Source organism: Cohnella kolymensis (genome assembly GCF_000829465.1).
GTDB classification, from domain to species: domain Bacteria; phylum Bacillota; class Bacilli; order Paenibacillales; family Paenibacillaceae; genus Cohnella; species Cohnella kolymensis.
This window is the reverse complement of record NZ_JXAL01000003.1, coordinates 196,025-218,803: the sequence shown is the minus strand read 5'-3', so window position 1 is coordinate 218,803 and position 22,779 is coordinate 196,025. Positions and strand designations below refer to the sequence as shown.

General features: G+C 48.7%; 23 protein-coding genes and 4 pseudogenes. 11 read left to right on the top strand and 16 right to left on the bottom strand.

Annotation, left to right across the window (positions count from 1 at the left end; all coding sequences use genetic code 11):
• Positions 1-9 precede the first annotated feature (9 nt).
• From kce to SD71_RS05005, 9 genes and pseudogenes are all read right to left on the bottom strand, one after another.
• Positions 10-846 (bottom strand): 3-keto-5-aminohexanoate cleavage enzyme, encoded by an 837-nt coding sequence (kce, locus tag SD71_RS05035; protein ID WP_041060387.1) that lies wholly within the window; start codon positions 844-846, stop codon positions 10-12.
• Positions 847-860: 14 nt separating this feature from the next.
• On the bottom strand, positions 861-1,274 hold the full coding sequence (gene kal / locus SD71_RS05030) for a 3-aminobutyryl-CoA ammonia lyase (protein WP_200889557.1): 414 nt from the start codon (positions 1,272-1,274) through the stop codon (positions 861-863).
• A 4-nt stretch (positions 1,275-1,278) separates the two neighbouring features.
• Positions 1,279-1,599 carry a hypothetical protein gene (locus SD71_RS05025; RefSeq protein WP_041060384.1) on the bottom strand — a complete coding sequence of 107 codons (321 nt, stop codon included), beginning with the start codon at positions 1,597-1,599 and terminating at the stop codon, positions 1,279-1,281.
• Between the two features lie 149 nt (positions 1,600-1,748).
• Positions 1,749-2,783 carry an L-erythro-3,5-diaminohexanoate dehydrogenase gene (kdd, locus tag SD71_RS05020; protein ID WP_041060381.1) on the bottom strand — a complete coding sequence of 345 codons (1,035 nt, stop codon included), beginning with the start codon at positions 2,781-2,783 and terminating at the stop codon, positions 1,749-1,751.
• Positions 2,784-2,873: 90 nt separating this feature from the next.
• On the bottom strand, positions 2,874-3,359 hold the full coding sequence (locus SD71_RS21995) for an AAA-type ATPase lid domain-containing protein (protein ID WP_407637518.1): 486 nt from the start codon (positions 3,357-3,359) through the stop codon (positions 2,874-2,876).
• Positions 3,314-4,921 (bottom strand): L-erythro-3,5-diaminohexanoate dehydrogenase, encoded by a 1,608-nt coding sequence (gene kdd / locus SD71_RS05015; RefSeq protein ID WP_052475973.1) that lies wholly within the window; start codon positions 4,919-4,921, stop codon positions 3,314-3,316. Before kdd (SD71_RS05015) ends, SD71_RS21995 begins: the two co-directional genes overlap by 46 nt.
• 152 nt (positions 4,922-5,073) lie before the next feature.
• Positions 5,074-5,708 (bottom strand): annotated as a pseudogene (locus SD71_RS26150) (2-oxo acid dehydrogenase subunit E2); the annotation flags it as partial.
• A 182-nt stretch (positions 5,709-5,890) separates the two neighbouring features.
• Positions 5,891-6,404, bottom strand: a pseudogene (locus tag SD71_RS26145) (biotin/lipoyl-containing protein); the annotation flags it as partial.
• 13 nt (positions 6,405-6,417) lie between these two features.
• Entirely contained in the window at positions 6,418-9,285 is a 2,868-nt protein-coding gene (locus tag SD71_RS05005) for a 2-oxoglutarate dehydrogenase E1 component (protein WP_041060566.1), read from the bottom strand.
• Positions 9,286-9,502: 217 nt separating this feature from the next.
• Here SD71_RS05005 and SD71_RS05000 point away from each other — a divergent pair, with 217 nt between their 5' ends.
• The 8 genes and pseudogenes from SD71_RS05000 (at position 9,503) to SD71_RS04975 (ending at position 16,442) form a co-directional block, all read left to right on the top strand.
• Entirely contained in the window at positions 9,503-10,534 is a 1,032-nt protein-coding gene (locus SD71_RS05000) for a LysR family transcriptional regulator (protein WP_235426999.1), read from the top strand.
• Positions 10,419-10,889, top strand: a complete 471-nt coding sequence (locus SD71_RS21990; protein ID WP_326998697.1) for an MFS transporter — start codon at positions 10,419-10,421, stop codon at positions 10,887-10,889. Before SD71_RS05000 ends, SD71_RS21990 begins: the two co-directional genes overlap by 116 nt.
• Positions 10,890-10,900: 11 nt before the next feature.
• On the top strand, positions 10,901-11,650 hold the full coding sequence (locus tag SD71_RS21985; protein WP_052475971.1) for an MFS transporter: 750 nt from the start codon (positions 10,901-10,903) through the stop codon (positions 11,648-11,650).
• Between the two features lie 115 nt (positions 11,651-11,765).
• Positions 11,766-12,797, top strand: coding sequence for a hypothetical protein (locus SD71_RS04990; RefSeq protein WP_041060378.1), 1,032 nt, complete (start codon positions 11,766-11,768; stop codon positions 12,795-12,797).
• Between the two features lie 89 nt (positions 12,798-12,886).
• Positions 12,887-13,042 carry a lipoprotein gene (locus SD71_RS25790; RefSeq protein WP_161793335.1) on the top strand — a complete coding sequence of 52 codons (156 nt, stop codon included), beginning with the start codon at positions 12,887-12,889 and terminating at the stop codon, positions 13,040-13,042.
• A pseudogene (locus tag SD71_RS04985) lies at positions 13,039-13,904 on the top strand (TAXI family TRAP transporter solute-binding subunit). The gene SD71_RS25790 and the pseudogene SD71_RS04985 overlap by 4 nt, the downstream one beginning before the upstream one ends.
• Positions 13,904-14,479 (top strand): DUF1850 domain-containing protein, encoded by a 576-nt coding sequence (locus SD71_RS21980; protein WP_052475970.1) that lies wholly within the window; start codon positions 13,904-13,906, stop codon positions 14,477-14,479. Before SD71_RS04985 ends, SD71_RS21980 begins: the two are co-directional and overlap by 1 nt.
• On the top strand, positions 14,469-16,442 hold the full coding sequence (locus SD71_RS04975) for a TRAP transporter permease (RefSeq protein WP_052475969.1): 1,974 nt from the start codon (positions 14,469-14,471) through the stop codon (positions 16,440-16,442). Before SD71_RS21980 ends, SD71_RS04975 begins: the two co-directional genes overlap by 11 nt.
• Before the next feature lie 53 nt (positions 16,443-16,495).
• Here the strand turns inward: SD71_RS04975 and SD71_RS04970 are convergent, their stop codons facing one another.
• Positions 16,496-17,629 carry a hypothetical protein gene (locus tag SD71_RS04970; RefSeq protein ID WP_052475968.1) on the bottom strand — a complete coding sequence of 378 codons (1,134 nt, stop codon included), beginning with the start codon at positions 17,627-17,629 and terminating at the stop codon, positions 16,496-16,498.
• Between the two features lie 111 nt (positions 17,630-17,740).
• Between SD71_RS04970 and SD71_RS04965 the strand changes: the two genes are divergently transcribed.
• Complete coding sequence (locus tag SD71_RS04965; protein ID WP_041060375.1) at positions 17,741-18,649, top strand: VanW family protein; 909 nt, start codon at positions 17,741-17,743, stop codon at positions 18,647-18,649.
• Between the two features lie 240 nt (positions 18,650-18,889).
• On the opposite strand, the gene SD71_RS04960 is transcribed toward SD71_RS04965, so the two are convergent.
• Both SD71_RS04960 and SD71_RS04955 read right to left on the bottom strand, forming a co-directional pair.
• Positions 18,890-19,294, bottom strand: coding sequence for a phosphotransferase (locus SD71_RS04960; protein ID WP_052475967.1), 405 nt, complete (start codon positions 19,292-19,294; stop codon positions 18,890-18,892).
• Positions 19,295-19,308: 14 nt separating this feature from the next.
• The gene (locus SD71_RS04955) at positions 19,309-19,629 is read right to left on the bottom strand and encodes a hypothetical protein (protein WP_152619342.1); all 321 of its coding nucleotides are present in this window, start codon (positions 19,627-19,629) and stop codon (positions 19,309-19,311) included.
• 42 nt (positions 19,630-19,671) lie between these two features.
• Between SD71_RS04955 and SD71_RS04950 the strand changes: the two are divergent.
• A pseudogene (locus tag SD71_RS04950) lies at positions 19,672-20,105 on the top strand (Hsp20/alpha crystallin family protein).
• Here SD71_RS04950 and SD71_RS26140 read toward each other — a convergent pair.
• The 3 genes from SD71_RS26140 to SD71_RS04940 form a co-directional block, all read right to left on the bottom strand.
• Positions 20,102-20,209: a hypothetical protein gene (locus SD71_RS26140; RefSeq protein WP_407637517.1), complete on the bottom strand. Its 108-nt coding sequence runs from the start codon at positions 20,207-20,209 to the stop codon at positions 20,102-20,104. The pseudogene SD71_RS04950 and the gene SD71_RS26140 sit on opposite strands and share 4 nt — an antisense overlap.
• Entirely contained in the window at positions 20,178-20,648 is a 471-nt protein-coding gene (locus SD71_RS04945) for a histidine kinase dimerization/phospho-acceptor domain-containing protein (RefSeq protein WP_052475965.1), read from the bottom strand. Before SD71_RS04945 ends, SD71_RS26140 begins: the two co-directional genes overlap by 32 nt.
• 150 nt (positions 20,649-20,798) lie before the next feature.
• The gene (locus tag SD71_RS04940; protein ID WP_161793334.1) at positions 20,799-21,479 is read right to left on the bottom strand and encodes a DUF2238 domain-containing protein; all 681 of its coding nucleotides are present in this window, start codon (positions 21,477-21,479) and stop codon (positions 20,799-20,801) included.
• 199 nt (positions 21,480-21,678) lie between these two features.
• Between SD71_RS04940 and SD71_RS04935 the strand changes: the two genes are divergently transcribed.
• Positions 21,679-22,269, top strand: coding sequence for a cupin domain-containing protein (locus SD71_RS04935; protein ID WP_041060368.1), 591 nt, complete (start codon positions 21,679-21,681; stop codon positions 22,267-22,269).
• Between the two features lie 16 nt (positions 22,270-22,285).
• On the opposite strand, the gene SD71_RS04930 is transcribed toward SD71_RS04935, so the two are convergent.
• The gene (locus SD71_RS04930; RefSeq protein ID WP_041060365.1) at positions 22,286-22,777 is read right to left on the bottom strand and encodes a DinB family protein; all 492 of its coding nucleotides are present in this window, start codon (positions 22,775-22,777) and stop codon (positions 22,286-22,288) included.
• Between the last annotated feature and the right edge of the window lie 2 nt (positions 22,778-22,779).

The window sequence follows — 22,779 nt, the reverse complement described above, 5'->3', positions numbered from 1 at the left end:
ATACCTCCTTTAAATTTGTACAACACTCTTGGTAATTCCTAAAATGGCCCTTGCTTCCGAGGGTGTGGCAATCTCCCTACCCAATAGCTTTGCAAGTTCAACAACCTTCGCTACCAGTTCCCCATTGCTAGCCGCCAACTTCCCTTTTTGCAGGTAAACATTATCTTCAAAGCCAACCCGTACATGACCGCCCATGGTTATGGCAATAGCCGCCATAGGAAATTCACTTCGCCCAATTCCAGTAACACACCAAGTGGAGCCTTCAGGCAGCGAATCGACTAAAAACGTTAAATCACGGGCAGTTGCCGCAATCCCTCCATTCACCCCTAAAACCAGGTTAAAATGCATCGGCTTTTGTATCAGACCTTTGTTCGCTTTGCGTATTGCCATATCAACCATGCCTTTGTCAAAACATTCACATTCCGGTTTTACACCCGTTTGAATCATTTTTGATGCGAAGGCTTCAATCATTGTCTCCGTGTTTTCAAATACATCGTCGCCTCCGAAATTGCATGTGCCGCAATCAAGGGTAGCCATTTCCGGTTGCAAATCCAGCGGCTGCAAACGTTCCTCCGCACTCATTCCCACTGCGCCGCCAGTGCTGGGAAGTATAATCACATCGGGACATTCTTGCTTAATGGCTTCTATCGTCTGACGGTACCTTTCGCGATCCTGAGTAGGAGTCCCATCATCCCAGCGCACATGCAAGTGAATAATCGAAGCACCTGCATCATAAGAGGATTTTGCCTCCTTCACCATTTCTGCAATCGTGTAAGGTATGGCAGGATTAAGCTCTTTGGTTACCTCAGCTCCGGAAATAGCTGCTGTCAAAATAAGTTTTTGCATTAAGTCCCCTCTCTTCACTCGACTAATCGCTCACTGTGCTTCCTTTGTTTATCCAATGGAGTGACGCAAGTGCCTTCCGCCACGCACACAATAATGGGCTCATCTAAGAGATCACATGCCGAATCATTAATCTCAGGCTTTGGTATGATTACTTTACGAGCTTCAAATCGCATTTTTCTGGACGTTGTTCCGATATGGATGATTTCGCCGTGTGCTTCAATGTAATCTCCTGCGTACACTGGGGCGTTGAACTCGACCATGCTGTAAGCCTTGAATAAACCTTCGTCTCCGTCCAGCTTGATCAGAAGTTCTGTAGCTACATCACCAAAGAGTTGAAGCATCTTTGCCCCGTCCACCAGATTTCCGCCATAATGGGCATTATGAGCCGACATGCGAACGCGAATTAAAGAACTGATCTTGTTAGTCATTGTTTTACCGCCTAACATCTTTAGAAGCGCTTACATCTTTGATTTCACGAAAAAATGAAACGATAAAATACGAGATAGCAGCAAAGTATGGAATGGCCAGGTAACTCGAAGAATTCGGCTGAATCAGGTCTTTCTGCAATAGATATAGGGAAATGATTGCTGTAACGGATGCAAGAATAAGTGCTATAGACTTCGGCAGACGCAGGTTGAGATAGCCTTGTGACTTTACGCCAAGTCTTTTTTTGGCGGCAAAATCAAAAAACGTTAAAAACCCCAATGCCGTAATCCACAGTAACAAATGCAAAATCATATGCTCGCCGGTCAATTACACCACTCCCATTTCTAAAAAATTAGATTCTTCAATAAGTTTAAGAAGCAATTAGTATGCCAACTTTATATGCCGAAAAATTAACGAACCGCGGCTGTTTTGAAATGTAATGAATCAGAATTGAAGCAAATTGATTCATTTTTGAATCACTTGTATAGTCCGTGGAAATATTGCCGAAGCCCACTGTTTTCGCGAAGAATCTGAAACGTGATATCAGCGTGTCCTTCCGTGTAGCCGGTACCTATAAGAAGCGTCAGCACCTTGCCTACTCCTTCACACCCTAAGGCGGCTTTGGCAAAGTTCGTTGACATGCTAAAGAACAGCAAAGTCCCATGATCACGGCAAGCGAGAATTGATGCCATTTCCGTGTTGGGAACATTGACCGTATTGACAATAAAATCAGCCAGTCTTCCGCCGGTCGCTTGGAGCAGCTTCTGCATGACGGATACCGGCTGGGCAGCATCCGCCTGTATGACGATATCTGCCAGCTGCAGACGCTCAACAAGTTCGCATTGTGCGGCCTGTGACTCAATCGCAATAACTTTTCCAGTTATACCTGCCCGCTTGTGAGCCTCGTGTAAGCATAAAAGCCCTGCTTTGCCCGCACCTATGACAACAACAATATCGCCGGCCTTTACGTACTTGGCTGTCCATGCCGGGGCTCCGGCAACATCCATTACGGCAACACTGAGACTTTCCGGCAGGTCCTCGGGTATAGCTGCATATATGCCGGATTCAAATAGAACAGCCTTTCCTTTTACCCTGAGTTGATCTGTATCCACGTTTACTTCTAGAACTTTCTCAATAAACAATGGCGTTAAAGACAAGGATACCATCGTCGCAATTTTATCGCCGATTTTTACGCCTGCTCTGCCATTTAGGTCCAGACCGATTTTGTCTACATTACCTATTAACATGCCCCCTGATCCTGTGTCAGGACATTGGAATTTACCGCGTTCATTTACGATCTTTATCACTTCCTCAGCTATTCCCTTCAGATCTCCGCCGGTTAATTTCTCAATGCGCGTAAAAGCGGTTGCTGAAATATTAAGAATGCCGACATCAATCAAAATTTCATTGGAATAGATCTTCGGCGTATTGTCCAATTTTAGAGCGGATTGCGGTAATGCTCCCGACGGTTCTAGAACTCGATGGCTTCCAAACTTGCATCCTTTTTCCATAGCAAAACCCTCCTTTACAGCTTTCAGAAGCAATTTATATGCCAACTAAAAAGAAACAGAGACCTGGCAAAAAACCAAGTCTCTTTGAATTTAAATTTTATATTTTTTCAGCCGCCTGATTAACGTTGCCTGACTCATATTCAGAAACTTGGCCATTTCACGTGTTGTCTTAAACCGGTCTTTCGCTTCTTTCAGAATCTTATATTCGGTTTCTTCCAACGAACCTTTTATAGAAGTGTTTATTGTACCCGGTATATGAGACGCTTTTTGAATATCGTAATTCAGATTTGCCATGATATCTGCTTCTGATATCGCATCATGATTACTATTGATCAGGATCCTCTGAATGGTATTTTCCATCTCCCTGATGTTTCCCGGCCAGCTGTAATCCACCAAGCAGGAGAGTGCCGCCTCAATGAAATATTTTTTCATTTTAAATTTCTCATTGTATTTGTCCAAGAACAAGTTGACAAGAGGAATGATATCCGGTTTTCTTGTGCGAACGGGAGGAATGTGAATCGGAAAAACATTTAATCGATAAAACAAATCCTCTCGAAAGTTACCCTCTTCCACCATTTTTTTTTAAATTTTTTATTTGTCGCCGCCAATATACGGACATCCACTTTGATAGGTTTGATACCGCCGACTCTGTAAATTTCTTTTTCCTGAATAGCACGCAGCAGCTTAACCTGCAGTTCAATCGGCAATTCACCTATCTCATCTAAAAATAATGTCCCGCCTTGCGCGGCTTCAAAAATACCCATCTTCCCCTGATTCCTTGCGCCGGTAAAGGAACCGGCCTCATAGCCGAAAAATTCAGACTCCAATAGTGTTTGCGGGATTGAGGCGCAATTAATCTTGATTAAAGAAGCATTAGTTCGCCCACTGCCTTTGTGTGCAGCTTGAGCCAATATTTCTTTACCAACGCCCGACTCTCCGGTGATCAATACGGTACAGTCATACATCGCAACCCTTAGTACATTCTTTAATATCTGCTTCATTTCATCACTTTCAAACACATAATTTTCCAAACCAAAGCTTTTCAACACTTTCGAATCCAAATCCAAATTTCCCGTTGTGCTTTTTACCGTTTTTAACTTGTTATTACTTTCAAATCGGGCACTGAGCATTCTTCGTAACGTATCATTTTGTTTAAGCAACTTAATGGCAAACTCTGCGTGTCCGTCACTATAACCCTTGTATGCAAAAATGTTTATATCCTTGCCAATGCCCTCAGCTGTTAAGGAAGCGATATTATAATTACTGGCCAAGTTAGCAAAAAACACAGTACCTCGAGCCCGGGTCGCCAACACAGCTAATGTTTCAGTTCCGGGACAGTTGATACAATCAATGGTGATGTCAGCCAGATTGTAAGCGCCGAAAATCTCTTTTAATGTTTGTACAGATTTCAACGCATCTGCACATATGATTTCATCGAATACTTGCGCATACTTTATCCTTTTAGCTGATTTCCCGGTTTTTACTAATCCAATGATCTTCCCGCTGTCACCCAGCTTCTGTCTCGCTGCAAACGCGCAAAGCAACCCCAATTTTCCTCCTGCTCCCATAATCAAAACGGTATCATGCTGTTGGACGAGCTTCCATGCCTGCATTGGAGCACCGGCTTCATCCAGAACAGCCATGACTTCCGAAAGCGGTAAATCATCCGGAACCTTTACAATAGGGGCGCTATGAAATAAGACGGCTTCTGCTTGTACATCAATCTGGGCTGTATTCATATGTATCCCTTTAATTTTGTGTATTTTCAATGGTGTCAAAGATAGAGATGTCAGCGAGGCGATCTTGTCTCCCACAATCAAATTCTGCGAATTAAGATACTTTGCGCCGATTTCTTTAATTCTGCCGATAAGCATGCCGCCCGTACCTGTAATCGGGTTGTGCAGTTTGCCCCGACTTGACACGATCTTTAATATTTTATCTGCAATCTTCTCCCGGTCTCCTTCACATTCGTTGTAAATCTGGGCAAAGCTGACGGAATTAACATTAAGGGTTTCGACAGCTATTAAAAGCTCGCTCTCATAAATAACCATATTGTTATCCAGCTTCCATGCAGGTTGTGGCAATGAATATTGGGGTTCTAACACTCGGTGAGTTCCGAAAACACAATCAACCGGCATAAGGCTTCCCTCCTATCCTGCTAATACTAATTCCAGAAAGCAGATAGATATTCTAAATTCTTTGTTATTTAGAAAAACCCTTTTGGTCGATTCGTTCATTCAGCACATTAAAAAGCCTGTTGAAATATTCAACAGGCTTTGACATATCTAGTTTAACCTTCAAGAAGCAGCGTTTCCGGATCTTCAAGCATTTCTTTCACTGTGACTAGAAACCGGACCGCCTCGCTGCCGTCCACGATGCGGTGATCGTAGGATAGCGCGATGTACATCATCGGTCTGTTTTCCATGCGCTCCGCGTCGATGGCGACAGGGCGAAGCTGAATGGTATGCATCCCGAGAATACCAACCTGAGGCGCATTGAGGATTGGTGTTGACAGCAGGGAGCCGAATACTCCGCCGTTCGTGATGGTGAATGTGCCGCCCTGTAGATCGGAGAGTACCAGCGTGTTGCTGCGAGCTTTGGCTGCCAGCTCGCCGATCCGTTTCTCGATTCTGCGAAGCCCAGCTGATTGGCATCCCGTACCACCGGCACGACCAGCCCTTCCGGCGCCGAAACGGCAATGCCGATGTCGTAGAACTTTTTGAGCAGAATATCTTCACCCTGAATTTCCGCATTCAAGCGGGGGAATGCCTTGAGGGCGCCAACGACAGCTTTGGTGAAAAAGGACATGAAACCTAGCCCCACATCATGCTTATCCTGGAATCCTTGTTTGCGCCGCTTGCGGATGTCCAGAATTTTGGTCATGTCGACCTCGTTAAATGTCGTCAGCATGGCTGCCGTCCGCTGTGCCTCCACGAGACGTCTCGCAATCGTGGCGCGGCGGCGGCTCATTTTTTGCCGTTCGATGCGCGAGTCATCGCCGGCTTGCTGCCCCATAGAGGCAGGTGCGGGAGATTTCTTGGCAGCGATTTGCTCAGCGCCCGCTTTCACCGAATCCGCCTGGATCCGGTTCAGTCCACCTGTGGCTGCAACCTGCTGAAGGTCCACTCCTTGCTCGCGGGCCAGCCTGCGTATCGACGGAGGAGCGACAAACATCGCCGTCCGGGACGCTGCCTGCCCACTTTGATCTGCCTGCCCGTTCTCGTCGGCCCGTTGCACAGCGACTGTCTGCGGTCCCTTATCTCCGGCGTCTGCCGGAGCTGGCGGCGTGAAACCCGCTACGTTATTCGGCTGTTCTCCGGAAATCCGTTCACTCGAGTTTTCTTGTTCGGCAGCATTCTCCGCCGGCGGATTTTGCGCGGACTGAGCTTCCGTACCCAGCCGACCGATGACCTCGCCGATCCGGACGGTTTCACCCTCCTGCTTGAGGATTTCCTGGAGCACGCCGCTCTGTTCCGCGCTGATTTCCAGATTCACTTTATCCGTTTCGAGCTCGGCCAGAACATCGCCGCTGCCCACGTTGTCTCCTACTGCCGCCAACCATCTCGATATCGTGCCTTCCGTAATGGATTCGCCCATTTCCGGTACTTTAATGTCGCTCATCGTTCCCGCCCCCTTATTTATTCACGTCCAACGTGCTGCGGCTTAACGCAACAGAAAGGATCCGCTGCTGTTCATAGTTGTGAATTTCCTGGAACCCGCTGGCTGGACTAGACCGCTTCGGCAATCCGATGAACCGGACCGCTGCGCCTTCGGAAGCCCGTGCCTTAATCCGCGGTTCGATATAATTCCATGGCCCCATATTTTGCGGTTCTTCCTGTACCCAGACGATCTCCTTCAGATTGGGAAACCTGCCGATAACCCGCTCTATCTCCCCTTTGGGGAAAGGGTACAATTGTTCCACACGGGCAACATGCAGCCAGCTCCGATCCCGGTCGCTCTCGTCTATGGCCGTTTCCAGATCGATGCCCACTTTGCCGCTGCATAGAATAAGCCGCTGCACCGCATCGACTTGGCCGCCAAGGCCGTGCTGTTCCACGACAGGCATGAAGCTTCCTTCGCCGAAAGCTTCCGGAGACGATGCTACCCTCGGATTGCGGATCAGGCTTTTCGGCGCCATGATGACCAGCGGTCTCGCCTCGTCGCTCTCTGTAAATGCTGCCTGCCTGCGAAGCAAATGGAAATATTGAGCGGAGGAAGTCAGATTCGCTATGGTGAAGTTGTCTTCGGCCGCAAGCTGCAGGAAACGCTCCAGCCGTGCGCTGGAATGCTCCGGACCCTGGCCCTCATAACCGTGCGGCAGCAGCAATACGAGACTTGATCTTTGGGACCATTTTACCCGGCCCGCAGCCAGGAATTGATCGATGATAACCTGAGCGGCGTTGGCGAAATCGCCGTACTGCGCCTCCCAAATGACCAGCGTCTGCGGCGAGAACACATTGTACCCGTACTCAAAGCCCAACACCGAGGCCTCGGAAAGCGGACTGTTATAGATCGCAAAAGCAGCCTTGGACTGCGGGATCCGATGAAGCGGACAGAATGTCCGTCCGGAATGCGGATCATGGAGCACCAGATTTCTATGCGCGAAAGTGGCCCGTTCGGAATCTTGGCCGGTAAGCCGGATCGGCTTGCCATCAGCGAGGATTGCCGCGAATGCCAGCGTTTCCGCATGCCCCCAATCGACTTTGCCGCCCGGTTCGAGGGCATCCGCACGCCGCTGCAAAATCCGCTCGAGCTTCGGATAGACGGTAAAATCTTGCGGCCACTTCAACAGCTCCGCATTGATCGCCCGAAGCTGCTCCAGCGGCACGGCGGTGCGAACATCCGCCATTTTCCGCAAACTGACCTGCTCCGATCGGCGCCCGCCGCCTTTGTCCTCATTTCCCTTCACCTCATCCAAGGCAACTTGAAGCTTGGAGCGCACTTCAGACCTGATTTGCGCGATCTGTTCGTCGTTCGTGAGGCCCTTCTTTTTCAATTTATCTGCGTATAGGTCGCTGACCATAGGGTGTTCGCGCAGTTTCTGATACATCGCCGGCTGAGTCGTCTCGGGATCGTCCGTCTCGTTATGGCCGTAGCGTCGGTAGCCGACGAGGTCGATGACGAAATCCTTGCGGAACCGGTTGCGGTATTCGCAAGCCAGCCGAACCGCCGCAATACAAGATTCCGGGTCGTCCGCGCTTACGTGGACGATCGGAATTTCGAAGCCCTTCGCCAAGTCGCTTGCATAATACGTAGAGCGGGAATCTTTGATATCCGTCGTAAAGCCGATACGGTTGTTCGCGATAATATGGATCGTACCGCCGTTCTGAAAGCCCGGCAGACTGTTGAAATTCAGTGTCTCTGCGACGATTCCTTCGCCCGCGAAGGCAGCGTCGCCATGTACCAGCACAGTACCGGCGATGCCGAAATCCTGTTTCGGATATCCCGGCTGCGAGCGGTCATCCTGCGCCGCACGCGTAAAACCTTCCACCACCGGATTGACGAACTCCAGGTGACTCGGATTGTTGGCAAGCGTTATGCGCGTCTCCACGGTCTCGCCTGCCTTAATTGAACGGTGAGCGCCGAGATGGTATTTCACATCTCCCGTCCAGCCGTAGTTGATGCCGATCGAACCTTCCGAAGGAATTAAGTCTTTGTTAGGCGAATGAGCGAATTCCGAGAAAATTTTGCCGAACGGCTTGCCCAGCACATGCGCCAGCACATTCAGACGGCCGCGGTGCGCCATACCCATCAGTATCTCTTTGGCACCGTGATGCGCCATTTCACGTACAATCTCATCCATTACGGGAACCAGCATATCGATCCCTTCAATGGAAAAGCGCTTCTGTCCCACGAAATTCCGCTGCAAAAAGCTCTCAAACTGCTCGACTTCAATGAGCCGCTGCAGCAGCGCGATCCGCTCTTTAACCTCCAACGGTTTACGGGCGATTCCCGATTCCGCCTGGCGGTTCAGCCAGATTCTTTCATCCTCTTCATGCACATGCCCGAATTCAAATGCGATGCAATCGGTATATATCTCCTTCAGCTTCTGAATAGCATGCCAGCCGTCCTTCACGTTATCCGGAGCATGCTCCCAAATGAGCGACGCCGGAATGGCCGTCAAATCGTCCTGTGCCAAACCGAACGTCTCCGGCTCCAACAGGCTGGTATCCGGTTTATCTCTGAGGCCGAGCGGGTCGATCTCCACGGCAAGATGTCCGTACAAGCGGATATTCAATGCCAGCTTACCGGCGTCGACCAGCTTTTTCAGAAACCGCGGATCTGGCGCCGCCGCAGAGACCCGCATCGGCGCCGTTGAAATGCTCTCTGCCGACCTTGTCTCTTCAGGCGGCGGACCCCACCGCTCGAACATTTCCCTGAAGGAACTGTCTACAGACTGCGGATCGCGGACATATCTGTCGTACATTTCCTGTATATAGCCCAGATTAGGCCCATGGTAGCTCTCCCAAAACCGGGTCGCAGCAGATTCCTGTATTGCCATCATCCCTTACCTCCGTCCTTCTATTCGTGTTGCATGATCATGATGAAATAAATAAACCTTTTAACCATTACCCAAATTTTTATACAACTATAGTATGGACAAAGCAACTCCCTATAATTGGCAGTCATCAAATTTCCATCTTGATCGGAAACAGTTGAACCCGCCGCTTTGGTGCTATAATTGATTCAACTAACTTATTTACCGGGAGACCAACCTCATGCTCGCCAATTACTTATCGTTACGTTACTTTCTGGAGATCGCATCTCTGCTTCATTTCAGCCGTGCCGCCGAGAAGCTGCACATCTCCCAACCCGGACTCAGCAAGCAAATTACGGTGCTCGAAAAAGAGCTCGGCGTTAAACTATTAAACCGTTCGACGCGAAACGTCACGTTAACCGCGGAAGGGGAGTATCTCTATAAGACGCTCTCGCCTTCATTCGAAAACATAGAGAAGACGATTCTCGAGCTGACGCAAGCGGGAGCCGTGCCGCAAACGACCATTCGCATTGCAGCCGTGCCTTCGGCCGCAAGCAGTATCGTTCCTTACCTCATTAAAAGATTAAAAGAACGGCATCCTGCAATGGAATTCTTCATTAAAGAAACGACTTCCGTCCAGGCGATCGAGCTTGTGCAGAAAAACGAATATCATCTGGCATTTGTACGCACCCCTATCGATTTGAAGCAGACGATACAACGGCCGCTGAATTGGATCGAGTTCCCGGAGCATCCTTTGCAGGCCGTGCTGTCCAGCGGACATCCGCTCGCCGGTGAAGATGAGATCGACCTTTACGACCTCAAAAACGAAACCTTTTTACACTATGACCCCAAGCATTCGCCTTCCCTTTACTATTTACTGGAGCGCGCATGCCTTTCTGCAGGGTTCATTCCCAAAACGATCGGCGCCGGACCTGAGATTCTTACGATCGCCAACTTGATTTCCAATGGAATCGGGATCACTTTGATGCCGGCGGACATGCTGGAGCTGCTGAATTCTTATGAAATAAAAGCCGTTGGGCTTAAGAATTTGTCACTGTTCAGCTCGATCTCGGTTGTGTGGAATGACATCGATGTGCCGGTCATTACCGAGGACGCTTGTCGATCCTGCGGCTCTATGGATGTTAACCATGTGGACGATGCTCAAAGACCGAAGAATGGCGTTTCTGATGATTGCGAATGTTTTATCTTCCATTGGTTCCGGGGTTACCATGATTGGCGTTCCATGGATGCTCGTGAACCGCTCGGGCGGTGACGAGATTTACGGATACGCCACACTAGCGGCGACGATCGTTCTTTTCCTCTTATCGCCTCAAATCGGCATCTATATCGATCGCATTTCCCGTAAAAAGATGCTGCTCGGCAGCGAGTTGGCGGGAGGCACTATTACTCTGGTGTTTGCTATTTGGGGCTTGTATGCGGGGCGCTTGGAAACTTGGCAGCTGATCGCCGTCTATTTCAGCGGCTCTCTCTACTATAGCATTCATTTCCCTACACAGTTCGCTTTCACTCAGGAAATCTTCTCCAAGGAGCAATATAAAACGTTAAATTCCGTGCTGGAAGTGCAAAATCAATCTACCTCCATGATTGCGGGAGTCTCGCCAGCCTGATCGTCGACCATGTGGATTTCGCGTGGGTGCTGCTTGCCGATTCTATGACTTACTTTGCAGGGTTCGGACTTTTCTGGCTCATTCCCTATGTACAGAGCAAAGGTGTAGCAGTTACTCGTGCCGGCTCGATGTGGTCGAACGTCGCAGAAGGCTACCGATATCTGAAAACCAATCCGCTGCTTATTCTCTTCTTTCTATGCGCCCTTATGCCCTTCATTTGCGTGATGGTGGGCAATTACCTCTATCCGATCTACATAACGAGCGTGCTTCATGCCGGAGCCGGTGTTATGGGCGCCGCGGATATGATATTCGCTGTTGGAGCTGTGGCAGCCGGAATAAGCGTTCCGCTGCTCATGAACCGGTTCGGCCCGTACACGACGACAATCTTTACTTTTATCCTTTTCACAATATCAATCGTGTTCTTTTATTCTGTGCCCTTGGTCGGTATTTTTCTGATGTTTAAAACACTGAACGGCTGGGGGAATGCGGGCTCTCGAGTGGCGCGGAACACCATCCTGATGGAAATGGTGCCCAACCGCTTGATCGGGCGGGTGAACAGCTTCTTTAATACGGCAGGTATGGGCATGCGCGTTGTTCTCATCGCCGTATGCACCCAGATTGTCGCTTTTCAAGGCGTTCGATCCGCCATCCTCCTGCTTGGACTGCTGCTTCTTGTAAGCCTCATCGGACTCTTATTCAGTAGAAACCTTTTCGCCTCGGCCGCTCAGCGAACCACTGACGTGATAACTAACGAAGCGTGACATCAGCCTTTTTATAATCTCCGGTTATAAATGTATAACTTATTCCTATTTTTCGGGCTGACCCTCTCGATGTTAAAGTGTATCTAAACTTAGTTTAAGAGAGGGGTCAATTTTCATGCAGACAGTACAATTCAAGCAAGCTGAACAATTAAATGTCATCCAATACGGGTTAGGTCCCATCGGGATTAAAATGATGCAAAGCTGTTTGGCATCGGACAATATCCGCTTCTTCGGCGCAGTAGATATCGATCCGCAAAAAGTCGGGAAAGATGCGGGAGAGCTGGCAGAGTCCGGGTTCGTCGGCATTAACGTGGTGGGCAATTTAAGCGAAGTCGATACGGCTGCCGTATCCGGGCGTAAAATCGCGCTGCACGCCACCGGATCCAACCTCGCGCAGGTATGGCCGCAAATTCGCCAGCTCCTGGATGAAGGATACTCTGTGGTGTCGACCTGCGAACAGCTCTCTTTTCCATGGCACAGACATCCCGAGCTGTCCGGAGAGATCGATCGGTACGCCCGTGACAGAGGGCAATTTGTAATCGGAACGGGAGTCAATCCCGGTTACATCATGGATGCGATGACTTTGTTCGCTACTTCCGTAACACAGTCGCTGTCCAAAATCTCGGTATTCCGCAAGGTGGATGTATCCAAACGCCGTATCCCGCTGCAGAAGAAAGTCGGTATCGGGATGACGCCGGAAGCGTTCATCGAGCTGGCGCAGAACGATCGTATCGGTCATGTGGGGCTTGAGGAGTCGCTGCGTCTCATCGCTTACGGATTAAACCTGTCGTTGAGCGAGGTAACGAACACAATTGATCCTCTCATTGCGCAAGAAGACAAAATTTTGGCGGTCGGTCCGCTCAAAAAAAATGAAGTGACCGGTCTGCATCAGAATTCTTCGGGTACGACGGAGGAAGGTATTCCGGTCGAACTGGATCTGGTTATGTCCGTCGATATCATCCAAGAGGATCGGATCGTCCTGGATACGAAGGATTTGGGCGTAGTGGAGTTTGTTGTGCCGCAAGGAATTTTCGGCGATACCGCTACGGTGAATGTCGTCGTGAACACTGCAAAAACAATGCTCTCATCCAAGCAGACCGGGCTATTGACCATGGCGGACATTCCTCTTAGCAGGAATAAAAAGTAAAGATTGCGCTTTCGTTATTCTCTAATCTATACTAAGATGAAATCGTCTGACTACTATAAAGATTGTGTAGATGAAAGGGGAAAAGAGAAATGCGTAAGCCTATGTCCAAGTTATTTCTTTTTGCACTCGTCCTCATGTTGGTACTGACAGGTTGCGGCGGCAAAAACAATGCAGAGCCGTCTCAAGGCGCAGCATCCTCAGGCGCAAGCGCACCTGCCGCAGGTGGAGATAAGCTTCCAGCTTGATTCTCGCAACCGGCGGAACTGCAGGTACATACTACCCGCTCGGCGGAGGTATCGCGACTCTGATTAGCGAGCAAGTAAAAACGAATACGACAGCTCAAGTTACCGGCGCCGCAGTTGAGAACATGCGCCTGCTCAGCAGCGGAGAAGTAGATCTGGCGTTCGCGCAAGGCGATATCGCCGATTACGCTGTGAACGGTACGGAAATGTTCAAGGACGGTGCGGTTAAGAACCTGACTGCAATCGGCGGCCTTTATCTCGAAACCATTCAGGTCGTTGTCACCGAATCCAGCGGCATCAAGAGCATTGCGGACCTGAAAGGCAAAAAAGTGTCCGTAGGCGCACCTGGCAGCGGTACGGAAATCAACGCGCGTCAAATTCTCGAAGCCTATGATCTCACATTCGAAGATCTGAGCACAGAGCGTCTGCCTTCGGAGATTCGGCGAAAAAGATGCAGGACGGCGGTTTGGATGCGGCATTCGTTACAGCCGGAGCGCCTACTGCAGCGGTCAACGAATTGTCTGCGACCACCGGCGTTAAGATCCTCCCGATTGAAGACGATAAAATCGCCACTATTTCAGGTAAATACAAGTTTTACAGTGAGCAGACGATTCCAGCCAAAACTTATCCTAAGCAAGATGCAGACGTTAAAACAATCGCAGTGAAAGCGATTATTACCGTGCGCGCCGAGCTTGATGAAGAACTCGTATATAACATTACTAAAACCCTTTATGAGAATACGCAGCCGCTGATCGCCATCAACGCCAAAGCCAATGAAATCAAAACCGAAAAAGCTTTGGAAGGCATCAGCATTCCAGTGCACCCTGGTGCCAAGAAATACTTTGATGAAAAAGGCGTCAAGTAATGACTTCCGGCAAACTGCGGGTGTGGGGGCTTCCCCCCCGCACCTTTTTTTTTCACGAAGATACAGAACTGGTATCTTCTTTATTGTTTTTATTTGTGATTATCGCAGCCGCTTTCATATGGAGTTGGAGTGTTCCCGCGTTGACCATCCGTCAACTGCCTGGCAACCGGGTAGTTTATCAGATTCCTATGCATACGGACGGTAAGTTTAAATTGATTTACATTCATTCCATTCACCGGACTCCGGTGGAGGAACGTTACCACATTAATGCCGAACGTAAAATTGTCGTTGATGCGGTGGTATTCGACACCTACGGAGTCGGTATGCCCTCCTCTCTTGCCGAGGGGGAAACGTTACGTCTGGAAAACGGAAAAATGATTACGGAAAACATGAACCGTGTTGTCGGCACCTTCGACTTGCGCATCGGCCAGGTCATTGCCAATCATACGCTCTACGTGAACGATAAAGTCATACCCTTATCACAGATCAGTGCGCCTGGCTCGGCTGTGAGGTTTGAAGTCGACAGGCTGAATTTATTCACTTATTTGAGAGGAGTGCTCCGACATGGCGGATAACAACAAGACATCCGAACTCGACAAACAGCCGCTGAATCAAGAGCAATTGGAGGAAATTATGGGTCAATACGACCGTGATTTCGCCTACCGGAGACTTCAAGGCTTTATGCGGTATTTCACCTTTGCCTTCGCCGTTCTTTTCTCGGTTTATCAACTGTATGTCAGCTTCTTCACCCCTTTTCCGGACCAGGTTCATCGCGCGGTGCATCTGTCTTTCGGTTTAGGCCTGATCTTCCTCTTATACCCTGCCATGAAGCGCAGGAAGGGACATAACCAAATCCCGTGGTACGACTACATATTCGCGCTGCTTGGCGTCGGAGTCGGTCTGTACTGGTTTTTCAATTACGAAGCCTTATTTAACCGGATCGGAAACTTTAACACGACGGACTTTATTGTTGGCGGTATTGCCATCATTCTCGTCTTGATGGCGGCACTGCGCATAGTGGGCATCCCTATTGTGGCGATTGCCGTCGCTTTTCTGCTGTACGCCTATTTCGGTGAGTACATGCCGGGATTTCTAGAGCATAGGGGCGTGTCGGTAGAGCGGCTGATCAGCCAAATGTATTTTACTTCTGAAGGAATTCTTGGCACTCCATTGGCGGTTTCCGCCACCTTTATCTTCCTCTTCATCTTGTTCGGATCGTTCTTGGACAGAACAGGAGTGGGAGAATACTTCAACGATTTCTCCTTATGGATCGCGGGACGCAGAATCGGCGGGCCTGCCAAGGTAACGATATTCTCCAGCGCCCTTCAAGGTACGATCAGCGGGAGCTCAGTAGCGAACGTCGTTACATCCGGAGCTTTCACCATTCCACTCATGAAACGACTCGGTTACAGACCCGAGTTTGCCGCCGCAGTTGAGGCCTCCTCTTCCACCGGCGGTCAAATCATGCCTCCGGTTATGGGGGCCGCCGCGTTCCTGATGGCAGAATTTACGGACACACCTTACTCCCAAATCGCCTTAAGCGCGATGATTCCGGCGATATTGTTTTTTGCCGGGATATGGATCATGGTCCATTTCGAAGCGAAACGATTAGGCCTTAGAGGTCTTCGCTCGGATGAATTGCCAAAGAGCAAAGAGGTCTTGCAAAAGCTGTATTTATTGATTCCCATCATAGCCATTATCGGCTTTCTGATGTCGGGTTTTTCACCGCTGCGATCCGCTATATACGGTATATTGTCCATCTTAGTAGTAGCCTCGTTCCGAAAGGCGTCGCGAATGTCGTTTAACGACATTTTACTGGCCCTGGAGAACGGAGCCAGATCCGCTCTCGGAGTTGTTGCTGCAACAGCTTGTGCGGGTATCATCGTCGGTGTTGTCACGCTCACAGGAATCGGCTTAAAATTCGCTAACGGTCTATTGGATCTGTCAGGCGGCATGCTGCTGCCGACACTTCTGATGACGATGCTGGCGAGCCTTGTATTGGGCATGGGTACGCCGACCACGGCGAACTACATCATCACTTCGACAATTGCCGCTCCGGCGCTCGTGGCGCTGGATGTTCCGGTTCCGTTAGTCGCGGCGCACATGTTTGTCTTCTACTTCGGTATCGTTGCAGATATCACACCGCCCGTCGCCTTAGCCTCGTTTGCGGCATCGGGCATAGCGAAGTCGAAACCGATGAAAACAGGCGTGGAATCCACACGCGTGGCCATAGCGGCCTTCATCATTCCATTCGTCTTCGTGTATCAGCCTGAACTGCTGCTCATTGACACAACCTGGTACGAGGCCGTTTTTGTTACGGCAACCGCGATGATCGGAATGATCGGCGTCGGAGCAGGCTTGATCGGTTATTGGATGAGACAGATGAATTGGATTGAACGAATTATCGCTGTAGCCGCGGGGCTATGTCTCATTGTCCCGGGACTCATAACCGATATCATCGGTTTTGGTGTATTGGGGATTATGTATATCATTCAGCTTGTTCAGAATAAGAAGCATGCGAGCAGTCTTCCTGCCTGATTAATCGGAGTGCCGACTGGGAACAGTCGCGCACTCCTTTTTTTCATCTGACATTATCGGTTAATGGACAGATCCTGGACCCGCCAAGGAGAGGCGGGTGAATACCGCTGAATAACAAATGCGAGTTCGGTAGTGCCCGCCCGTTCTTTTTGCTGCATCTCGATTTGAAATTCCATTGTTGCCGCGTCCGGGTCTTCCATTTGCTCATGTGCCGGCTGCCTGATTTTTTTAATGTATGACAAGGAATCCAATTCATTTGCGAGTGACGCTGATTTTTCTTGTTGTATTCCTTCCAGCAGAAGCCGGACAATCTCAGGATCCTGCTGCTTCATCGCCTCCGCCACACTCAAAGTAAATAACCGCGCGGATGCGGAGTTCAAATACGGTCTCAGCGTTCCTGCGGCCTTATGCACCATTAATTGATGAGCCGGATCCGGCTCGTCGGAGCCGTGCGTGGTACTGTTCAAAAAGTGAATGCAAAAATGACCGGAAAAGCCGTTGTCCGGAATTCCGTCACCTCCATGAGGCATGCCATGCATGGACGCGGCCAAACTCCTGCCGTTCATTAGCACGAGAATCGCCCGGCGTTTCCAGCTCCAACCATGCTCGTAAATTCGCTTCATGATGTTCGTATCTTCTCTGCTGACCGGCTGCACATCCGCATGATCGCTCCCTGCACGTCTTTGAACGCGAAACGTAAGGCCTGTCTCCAGATCTTTAACGGAAAAAACACTTTTGCGAAATACCAGACGATCCGCCTCTGTCCAATCCTTCAATTCCCCGTAATGGCGGCCCCTTAACAATCTCACGTGAGTCAGCAGCTTTTTCGCAAACTTCTCCGGCAGGATCAGCCGTTCCCCCTCTTGCTCATCCCACAAGTCCCCCGACAGCTCTATCCGCAAAATGGTCTGCTTCGAATATTTCGGCACGTTCACATAAGCATCGGTCAGATAGGGAGAAAAAACGGGTCGTTCGCGCTTTGCATTTTTCAGCGCCTGCTCGATTCCCGAAATTCTTATGTTATGACGAGTTGCCCATAATGCATCCGGACTTGAACGAATAATCAGGGTGATGGAATTGTTCCGGTCAATATCGGCTCCATAAGCAACGAATTGTTCATTGCAGACTATATGGAACAGTAAAACCACCATCAAAATTGCCGCACCGCAATAAACTCGTTTCCGCATCTTGTCCTCCCGCTTGCCTTTATAATTCGGAACATTGTGGGGAAAGGTATGTTCGTGAAAGTCAGTCTTGTTTAAGAGGTGTATTCGGTGAGATGGTTGTTGTCAGTCTGCATGCCTTTATGTATGTTTCATATGAATACACCCGGAACCCTGTCGATTTACGATGGCGGACGCCCCGTGATGAGCGTGAATCGCGCTGAATATACATTGCCCGCTTTACCTGTGGTTAATGCCGACAAGTTCGATCAATTGCTGAACAAGATTGACCGGCAGATTTCCGTAGATCCCGTGAATGCTAAAATAGACGACAATGGAAAAATCCTGCCTGCACAAGCCGGCTACACGCTAAATCGAGAGAAATTTACAGAACAATTTTACACATTCTTGTTAGGCCGCGGTTCTTATTCGATTGAACTTCCACGCACTGCGATCTATCCGAAGGTTGATACCGAATTGCTTGCCTACATACGTGAAAAAAATATCGGACAATACGTTACTTATTTCAACGCGCGTAACGGCAGCCGGGCACATAATATCGCGCTCGCGGCTAAAGCCATCAACAATCAAGTCGTTTTTCCGAATGAGCTCTTTTCATTTAATCGGACTGTGGGAATGCGGACAAAGCTGAGGGGGTACAAGCGGGCTCCAGTGATCGTCCAAGGGGAATTGGCGGAAGATATCGGCGGGGGAATTTGTCAGGTGTCTTCAACTCTGTATAACGCGGTTGACCGTGCAGGCCTGCAAATCGTTCAGCGCTACTCTCACAGCCGGAACGTTCAGTACGTGCCGCCGCGGCGTGATGCGACGGTAAGCTGGAACGGACCGGACTTCGTCTTTCAGAACCGGTACAATCAGCCCATCCTGATTCGCGCACATGCGGGCGCAGGACGGATTTCGGTGTCGATATATTCATCCGAAATGCTGGAGCACAAGCCCAGACGGGTACGGAGCATGTCACAGCGCATGCCGCTGGAAATTTCGGTGGAGACAAGGCGCACCTCTCACCCGGCGGATAAATAATTCGCAATGTCAAAGGGATCTCCCCCTGAATATCCTAATACAGGATCAGGGGGGGATCTTTGCATGCCAACGAGAAATGCACATATGATGCAGCTCATTTACTGTTATTTCGGAGGAGTGCTGCTTGGGTTCGCCGCTCACCTCACTGAGATCTTATAAATCGCAAGAACAAAGCCGCCCAATCAGACGGCTTTGTTCTTGTTTTAAAGCATCCGGGCAAATTCGATCAGCTTTTGTGGTTTATATTCGCTCTGTCCATCTATTCCATGCTTCGCGATAAGCCTGCAGTTGATCCGGCTGATGTGTCGGAGCTCTTCCCAGCCTAATGTACAATGAAATGCGTATGAACGGATCGATCACTTCACTTGATTTGAAGCTTGTCTTAAGCCGGTTTAAAGCGGGAGCGAGCGTTTCGGGACTGAGATCATCCGGAGTCGAACAGAAGGCGAAAAGAAGATCGTATAAGGGATAACCTAAAATCGGCATCGGATCGATGACCGCAGTCAGCTCGCCGTCCTCTCCAAAAAAGAAATTGTGCGCACCGCAGTCGCCGTGAATCCGGTATACTCGTTCAGGTTCCGGGATCAGCTCCAGCGCTCTCGAAACGATCAAATCGTCTTCGTCTGTCAGAAATCCTTCACCCATCTGTTTGGCTGCCTTTACGAGTTCGTTAATGAAGTGACCCCATGTCGGCCGTAATTCCTCTTCAAAGCCAAATGAGTAACCCTGAACAACACCCGCGGCAGCATCGAGCAATCCGCATATTGCTGCAGGAACCTGATCTCGATTTCATTGGACACCGGATCATTGGCTTTTAACACCTGAAGCGGCGCGCCCTCTTTCCTGACAAGATAAACTTGGCTCACCGTACCTCCGCTCAAGGGGGACAATTCAATATGCTCGTCTTCAACAAATTTTTGTGCATATAGTTCTTGAATGATTTCTTCCAGCTTCATCGTATGTCTCCAATCATCCATCATACTTGGCATAAATCTCTATAACCGGGAGAAAATAATCCGCATATGTTAACTCACAAGGAGGCTGTTACAATGAGTTTAGGACCTTACAATCCAATGAGGCATATAGAGGGAATGCGCCGGGAGATCGATCGTTTGTGGCCTGAAGGCATCGGTTCACTGTTTAACAAGTCGGAGATGGGCATCGGCTTCCCATTGGATCTTCATGAAACGGAGAATGAAGTCGTTGTTTCCTGCAATTTGCCGGGAATTGAAAATCAGGAAGATCTCCGAATCGATGTCGACAACAACGTATTGTCAATCAGCGGCGTTCTGCAGAAGGCAAATGACTACAACGAGAATCAGATCCATCGTCAAGAATGCCCGCTCCTGTCGATGAGGACAATGTAAAAGCAACATACAAGAATGGCGTGCTGGAGATTCGCATCCCCAAGCAGCGTGACGAACCGAAAAGGCGCATCAATATCGACTTTAGCTAAGCCGGAAAATTGATTTCAACGGTCATACTTTTATGCAGTATGCTTCTGATTGACATTGTTCCTTTGTGTGCTTCAACTATGCGATGACATACCGCAAGTCCCAAGCCGGTTCCAGGAGGTGCTGATGTCAATCTGGCCGCCGTTCGGCATGGCCTCGATGGCATTTTTCAGAATGTTCATAAACAATTGTTTCAGCTGATTCGGCTCGCAAACAAAATCGTCAACGTCATTTTCAAAGTGAACTTTGATTTCCGCTTTATGTAAAAGAGCTTGCGGCTGCATGAACGATACGATTTCTTGGATGAGCGAGTTTAAATGAATCTTGACGAACTTGATACTATGGGGCTTAGCCATGCTTATAAACTCGTTTACGATATTATTGATGCGCTCGAGTTCAACCAGCATGATATCTGCGTAATTCGTGTTTTGTTCTTTTAACAGCTGCATAAAACCTTTAAGACTTGTTAAAGGATTGCGTATTTCATGTGCAATACCTGCCGCGAGCTCGCCCACTACAGAAAGCTTCTCTGATTTCCGCAGCATCTCCTCCGCTTTTTTATTTTCAGGCGACACAGTCTGAGGTTTGGTTGAATAATGCGTCATAGAGCTGCAATTTAATTTTATGATTGGAGAAGAATCGATTGGGCATAGGAGTCACCTGAAAATTAGTAATTTGCTAACTATTCCACAAAATTAGACAAAATCCTTTTTCCCTTTGTTATGCTGACGGTAACTGTACCAACCAATCAAACCGAGTGCCGGCAAAGCGCCAATGACATGCATAGCCATGTCTTTCGCCGTATCCATTGGATCGCCTTGAAGTCCGAGGTACTTTTCTCCCTGCGCGCCGGCTGCCAACGCTACCAGTAACTCCAGAATTTCAAAAAACGCACCGGAAGCTAATAAGATTGCGAACGTTACGACATACGACCAAATACTCCGTAATTTCATTACTCTCACCACGATTTCTAGAACCGGAAGAGCAAGAAGTAATCCAAATGCAAAATGCACAACCCGGTCATACATATCGCGTTTGGTGTGACCCAGAAAGTTCATCCAATCGTCAAACGGCGTTTGTTGGTAAGTGTAGTGAGCACCTATCGCATGCAAAATCAAAAACAGGGTTATAAAAAAGTATGAGATGTTGCTAAAAGCAAATTTTCGATACAGAAAGGCAAGTATCCCGATACATACCCATAGCAGCAGGTTGTCTAAGAGCCAGTCCCGCAATTTTACCGGATTGATCGCAGTAATAATCCAGACGATCACAAAGACTATGATCATGATCTGAAGAGGCCGGTTTTTCTTAAATGGCTTTGAGTTAGACTGAGACAGCCAAGCAAAATGATCAGCATTTGAATTACGCAGGTTCACGGTATCCTCCAGGCGAATCGGTTTAGATGTTCTTATTCTTCCCGTTGTAACATCGTCATATCCAAGCTGCAAGCTCATGGCACAAGAAAAAAATGAAGACCCCTGTCGAGGTCTTCATACATACATGCACAACATGATTTGCCCATACATAACTTGCTTTGAAGTCTTTAGGCACACTAAAAAAGAGGTGCAGTAAGTTATGGTTTCCTATATAGATTACACATCTCCAAATACCCAATACACTTTTAATCTAAATCAAAGTACTTTAGTAAAAAAAGATAGCCAAAACTATATCAATGTTTTAGGTATTCAACAGTTGAACACTCTGGAAAACGTGTCGCTGCTTGATATTTTTCTTAGCAGGAATAACGTTGTTGAACCCCATTATCATCAAAATGCGGCAGAGTTGGTGTACTGTATTTCCGGAGCCGTTACGGTGTCAATACTTAATCCGTTTACAAAACAAATTTTAAATTACCCTCTTGCACCGGGTCATGTGGCAAACGTTCCGCAAGGCTGGTGGCATTATGAAGTGGCTGCAGTCGATCACACTCATCTATTGGCCATTTTTAACGCACCGACTCCTCAAGTGATACTGGGATCTGATATCTTAAAATTGACACCTGCAAATATTATGGCTCATACCTACTGTTTAGATGAGAATCAATGGAAGAAAGCAATTGCACCGGTGCAACCCGCATTATTTATTGGTCCTCCTAACAACTGCCGAAATCAGCCATATACTCAGCAGTACCCACAAAACTCTTATATGCCTCAGCGTCAGCTATAGCTGCGTTCCGGAAAGGCTATTGCTCTGAACTTAATGGTTGGATAAGACCTTTTCCTATAACGTTTGCCGACACAGGCTTCTTACCTATTTCTCTTGCCCAGACCGATAATTGCCCGATATGGTGGATTTGGTGGGCAATAACGTGCCGCATCACTTCGCCCCATGCATCGACATCTACGCGTCCGTCTGGTTGAGGGTCATAAAACGGCCGATTCTCCATACTTATATCCCATGAGTTAACAAAGTTCTCCACTTCCGTACGGAATTCTGCATCCAACTTACGGATTTTCTCCAGGCTGCTGTAATTTTCAACATTCTCTTGAAAATCCGATTTTCCCTGCAAGGACCGAATCCAGCTCCACTCGACGTCGATGATATGAAACAGCGTATGTAAAATTCCGCCAACTCCGCCTGTACGGATGCGGAGTAACTCCTCCTCTGGCACCTCCTCGCACCAGCGATACCATTCCTCTCTGACCAGCCAATTGTATCGAAACATAGTTTTCATAT

Coding starts and splice junctions, on each gene's coding strand:
- SD71_RS04970 (WP_052475968.1), bottom strand. CDS start 17,629: ATGCGGAAACGAGTTTATTGCGGTGCGGCAATTTTGATGGTGGTTTTA.
- SD71_RS04930 (WP_041060365.1), bottom strand. CDS start 22,777: ATGAAAACTATGTTTCGATACAATTGGCTGGTCAGAGAGGAATGGTAT.
- SD71_RS25790 (WP_161793335.1), top strand. CDS start 12,887: ATGCGTAAGCCTATGTCCAAGTTATTTCTTTTTGCACTCGTCCTCATG.
- kdd (WP_041060381.1), bottom strand. CDS start 2,783: ATGGAAAAAGGATGCAAGTTTGGAAGCCATCGAGTTCTAGAACCGTCG.
- SD71_RS05000 (WP_235426999.1), top strand. CDS start 9,503: ATGCTCGCCAATTACTTATCGTTACGTTACTTTCTGGAGATCGCATCT.
- SD71_RS05005 (WP_041060566.1), bottom strand. CDS start 9,285: ATGGCAATACAGGAATCTGCTGCGACCCGGTTTTGGGAGAGCTACCAT.
- kal (WP_200889557.1), bottom strand. CDS start 1,274: ATGACTAACAAGATCAGTTCTTTAATTCGCGTTCGCATGTCGGCTCAT.
- SD71_RS21990 (WP_326998697.1), top strand. CDS start 10,419: ATGCTCAAAGACCGAAGAATGGCGTTTCTGATGATTGCGAATGTTTTA.
- SD71_RS04960 (WP_052475967.1), bottom strand. CDS start 19,294: ATGGGTGAAGGATTTCTGACAGACGAAGACGATTTGATCGTTTCGAGA.
- SD71_RS04965 (WP_041060375.1), top strand. CDS start 17,741: ATGCCTTTATGTATGTTTCATATGAATACACCCGGAACCCTGTCGATT.
- SD71_RS21995 (WP_407637518.1), bottom strand. CDS start 3,359: ATGGTGGAAGAGGGTAACTTTCGAGAGGATTTGTTTTATCGATTAAAT.
- SD71_RS04990 (WP_041060378.1), top strand. CDS start 11,766: ATGCAGACAGTACAATTCAAGCAAGCTGAACAATTAAATGTCATCCAA.
- kce (WP_041060387.1), bottom strand. CDS start 846: ATGCAAAAACTTATTTTGACAGCAGCTATTTCCGGAGCTGAGGTAACC.
- kdd (WP_052475973.1), bottom strand. CDS start 4,921: ATGCCGGTTGATTGTGTTTTCGGAACTCACCGAGTGTTAGAACCCCAA.
- SD71_RS04935 (WP_041060368.1), top strand. CDS start 21,679: ATGGTTTCCTATATAGATTACACATCTCCAAATACCCAATACACTTTT.
- SD71_RS04945 (WP_052475965.1), bottom strand. CDS start 20,648: ATGCTGCGGAAATCAGAGAAGCTTTCTGTAGTGGGCGAGCTCGCGGCA.
- SD71_RS04955 (WP_152619342.1), bottom strand. CDS start 19,629: ATGATGGATGATTGGAGACATACGATGAAGCTGGAAGAAATCATTCAA.
- SD71_RS04975 (WP_052475969.1), top strand. CDS start 14,469: ATGGCGGATAACAACAAGACATCCGAACTCGACAAACAGCCGCTGAAT.
- SD71_RS21980 (WP_052475970.1), top strand. CDS start 13,904: ATGACTTCCGGCAAACTGCGGGTGTGGGGGCTTCCCCCCCGCACCTTT.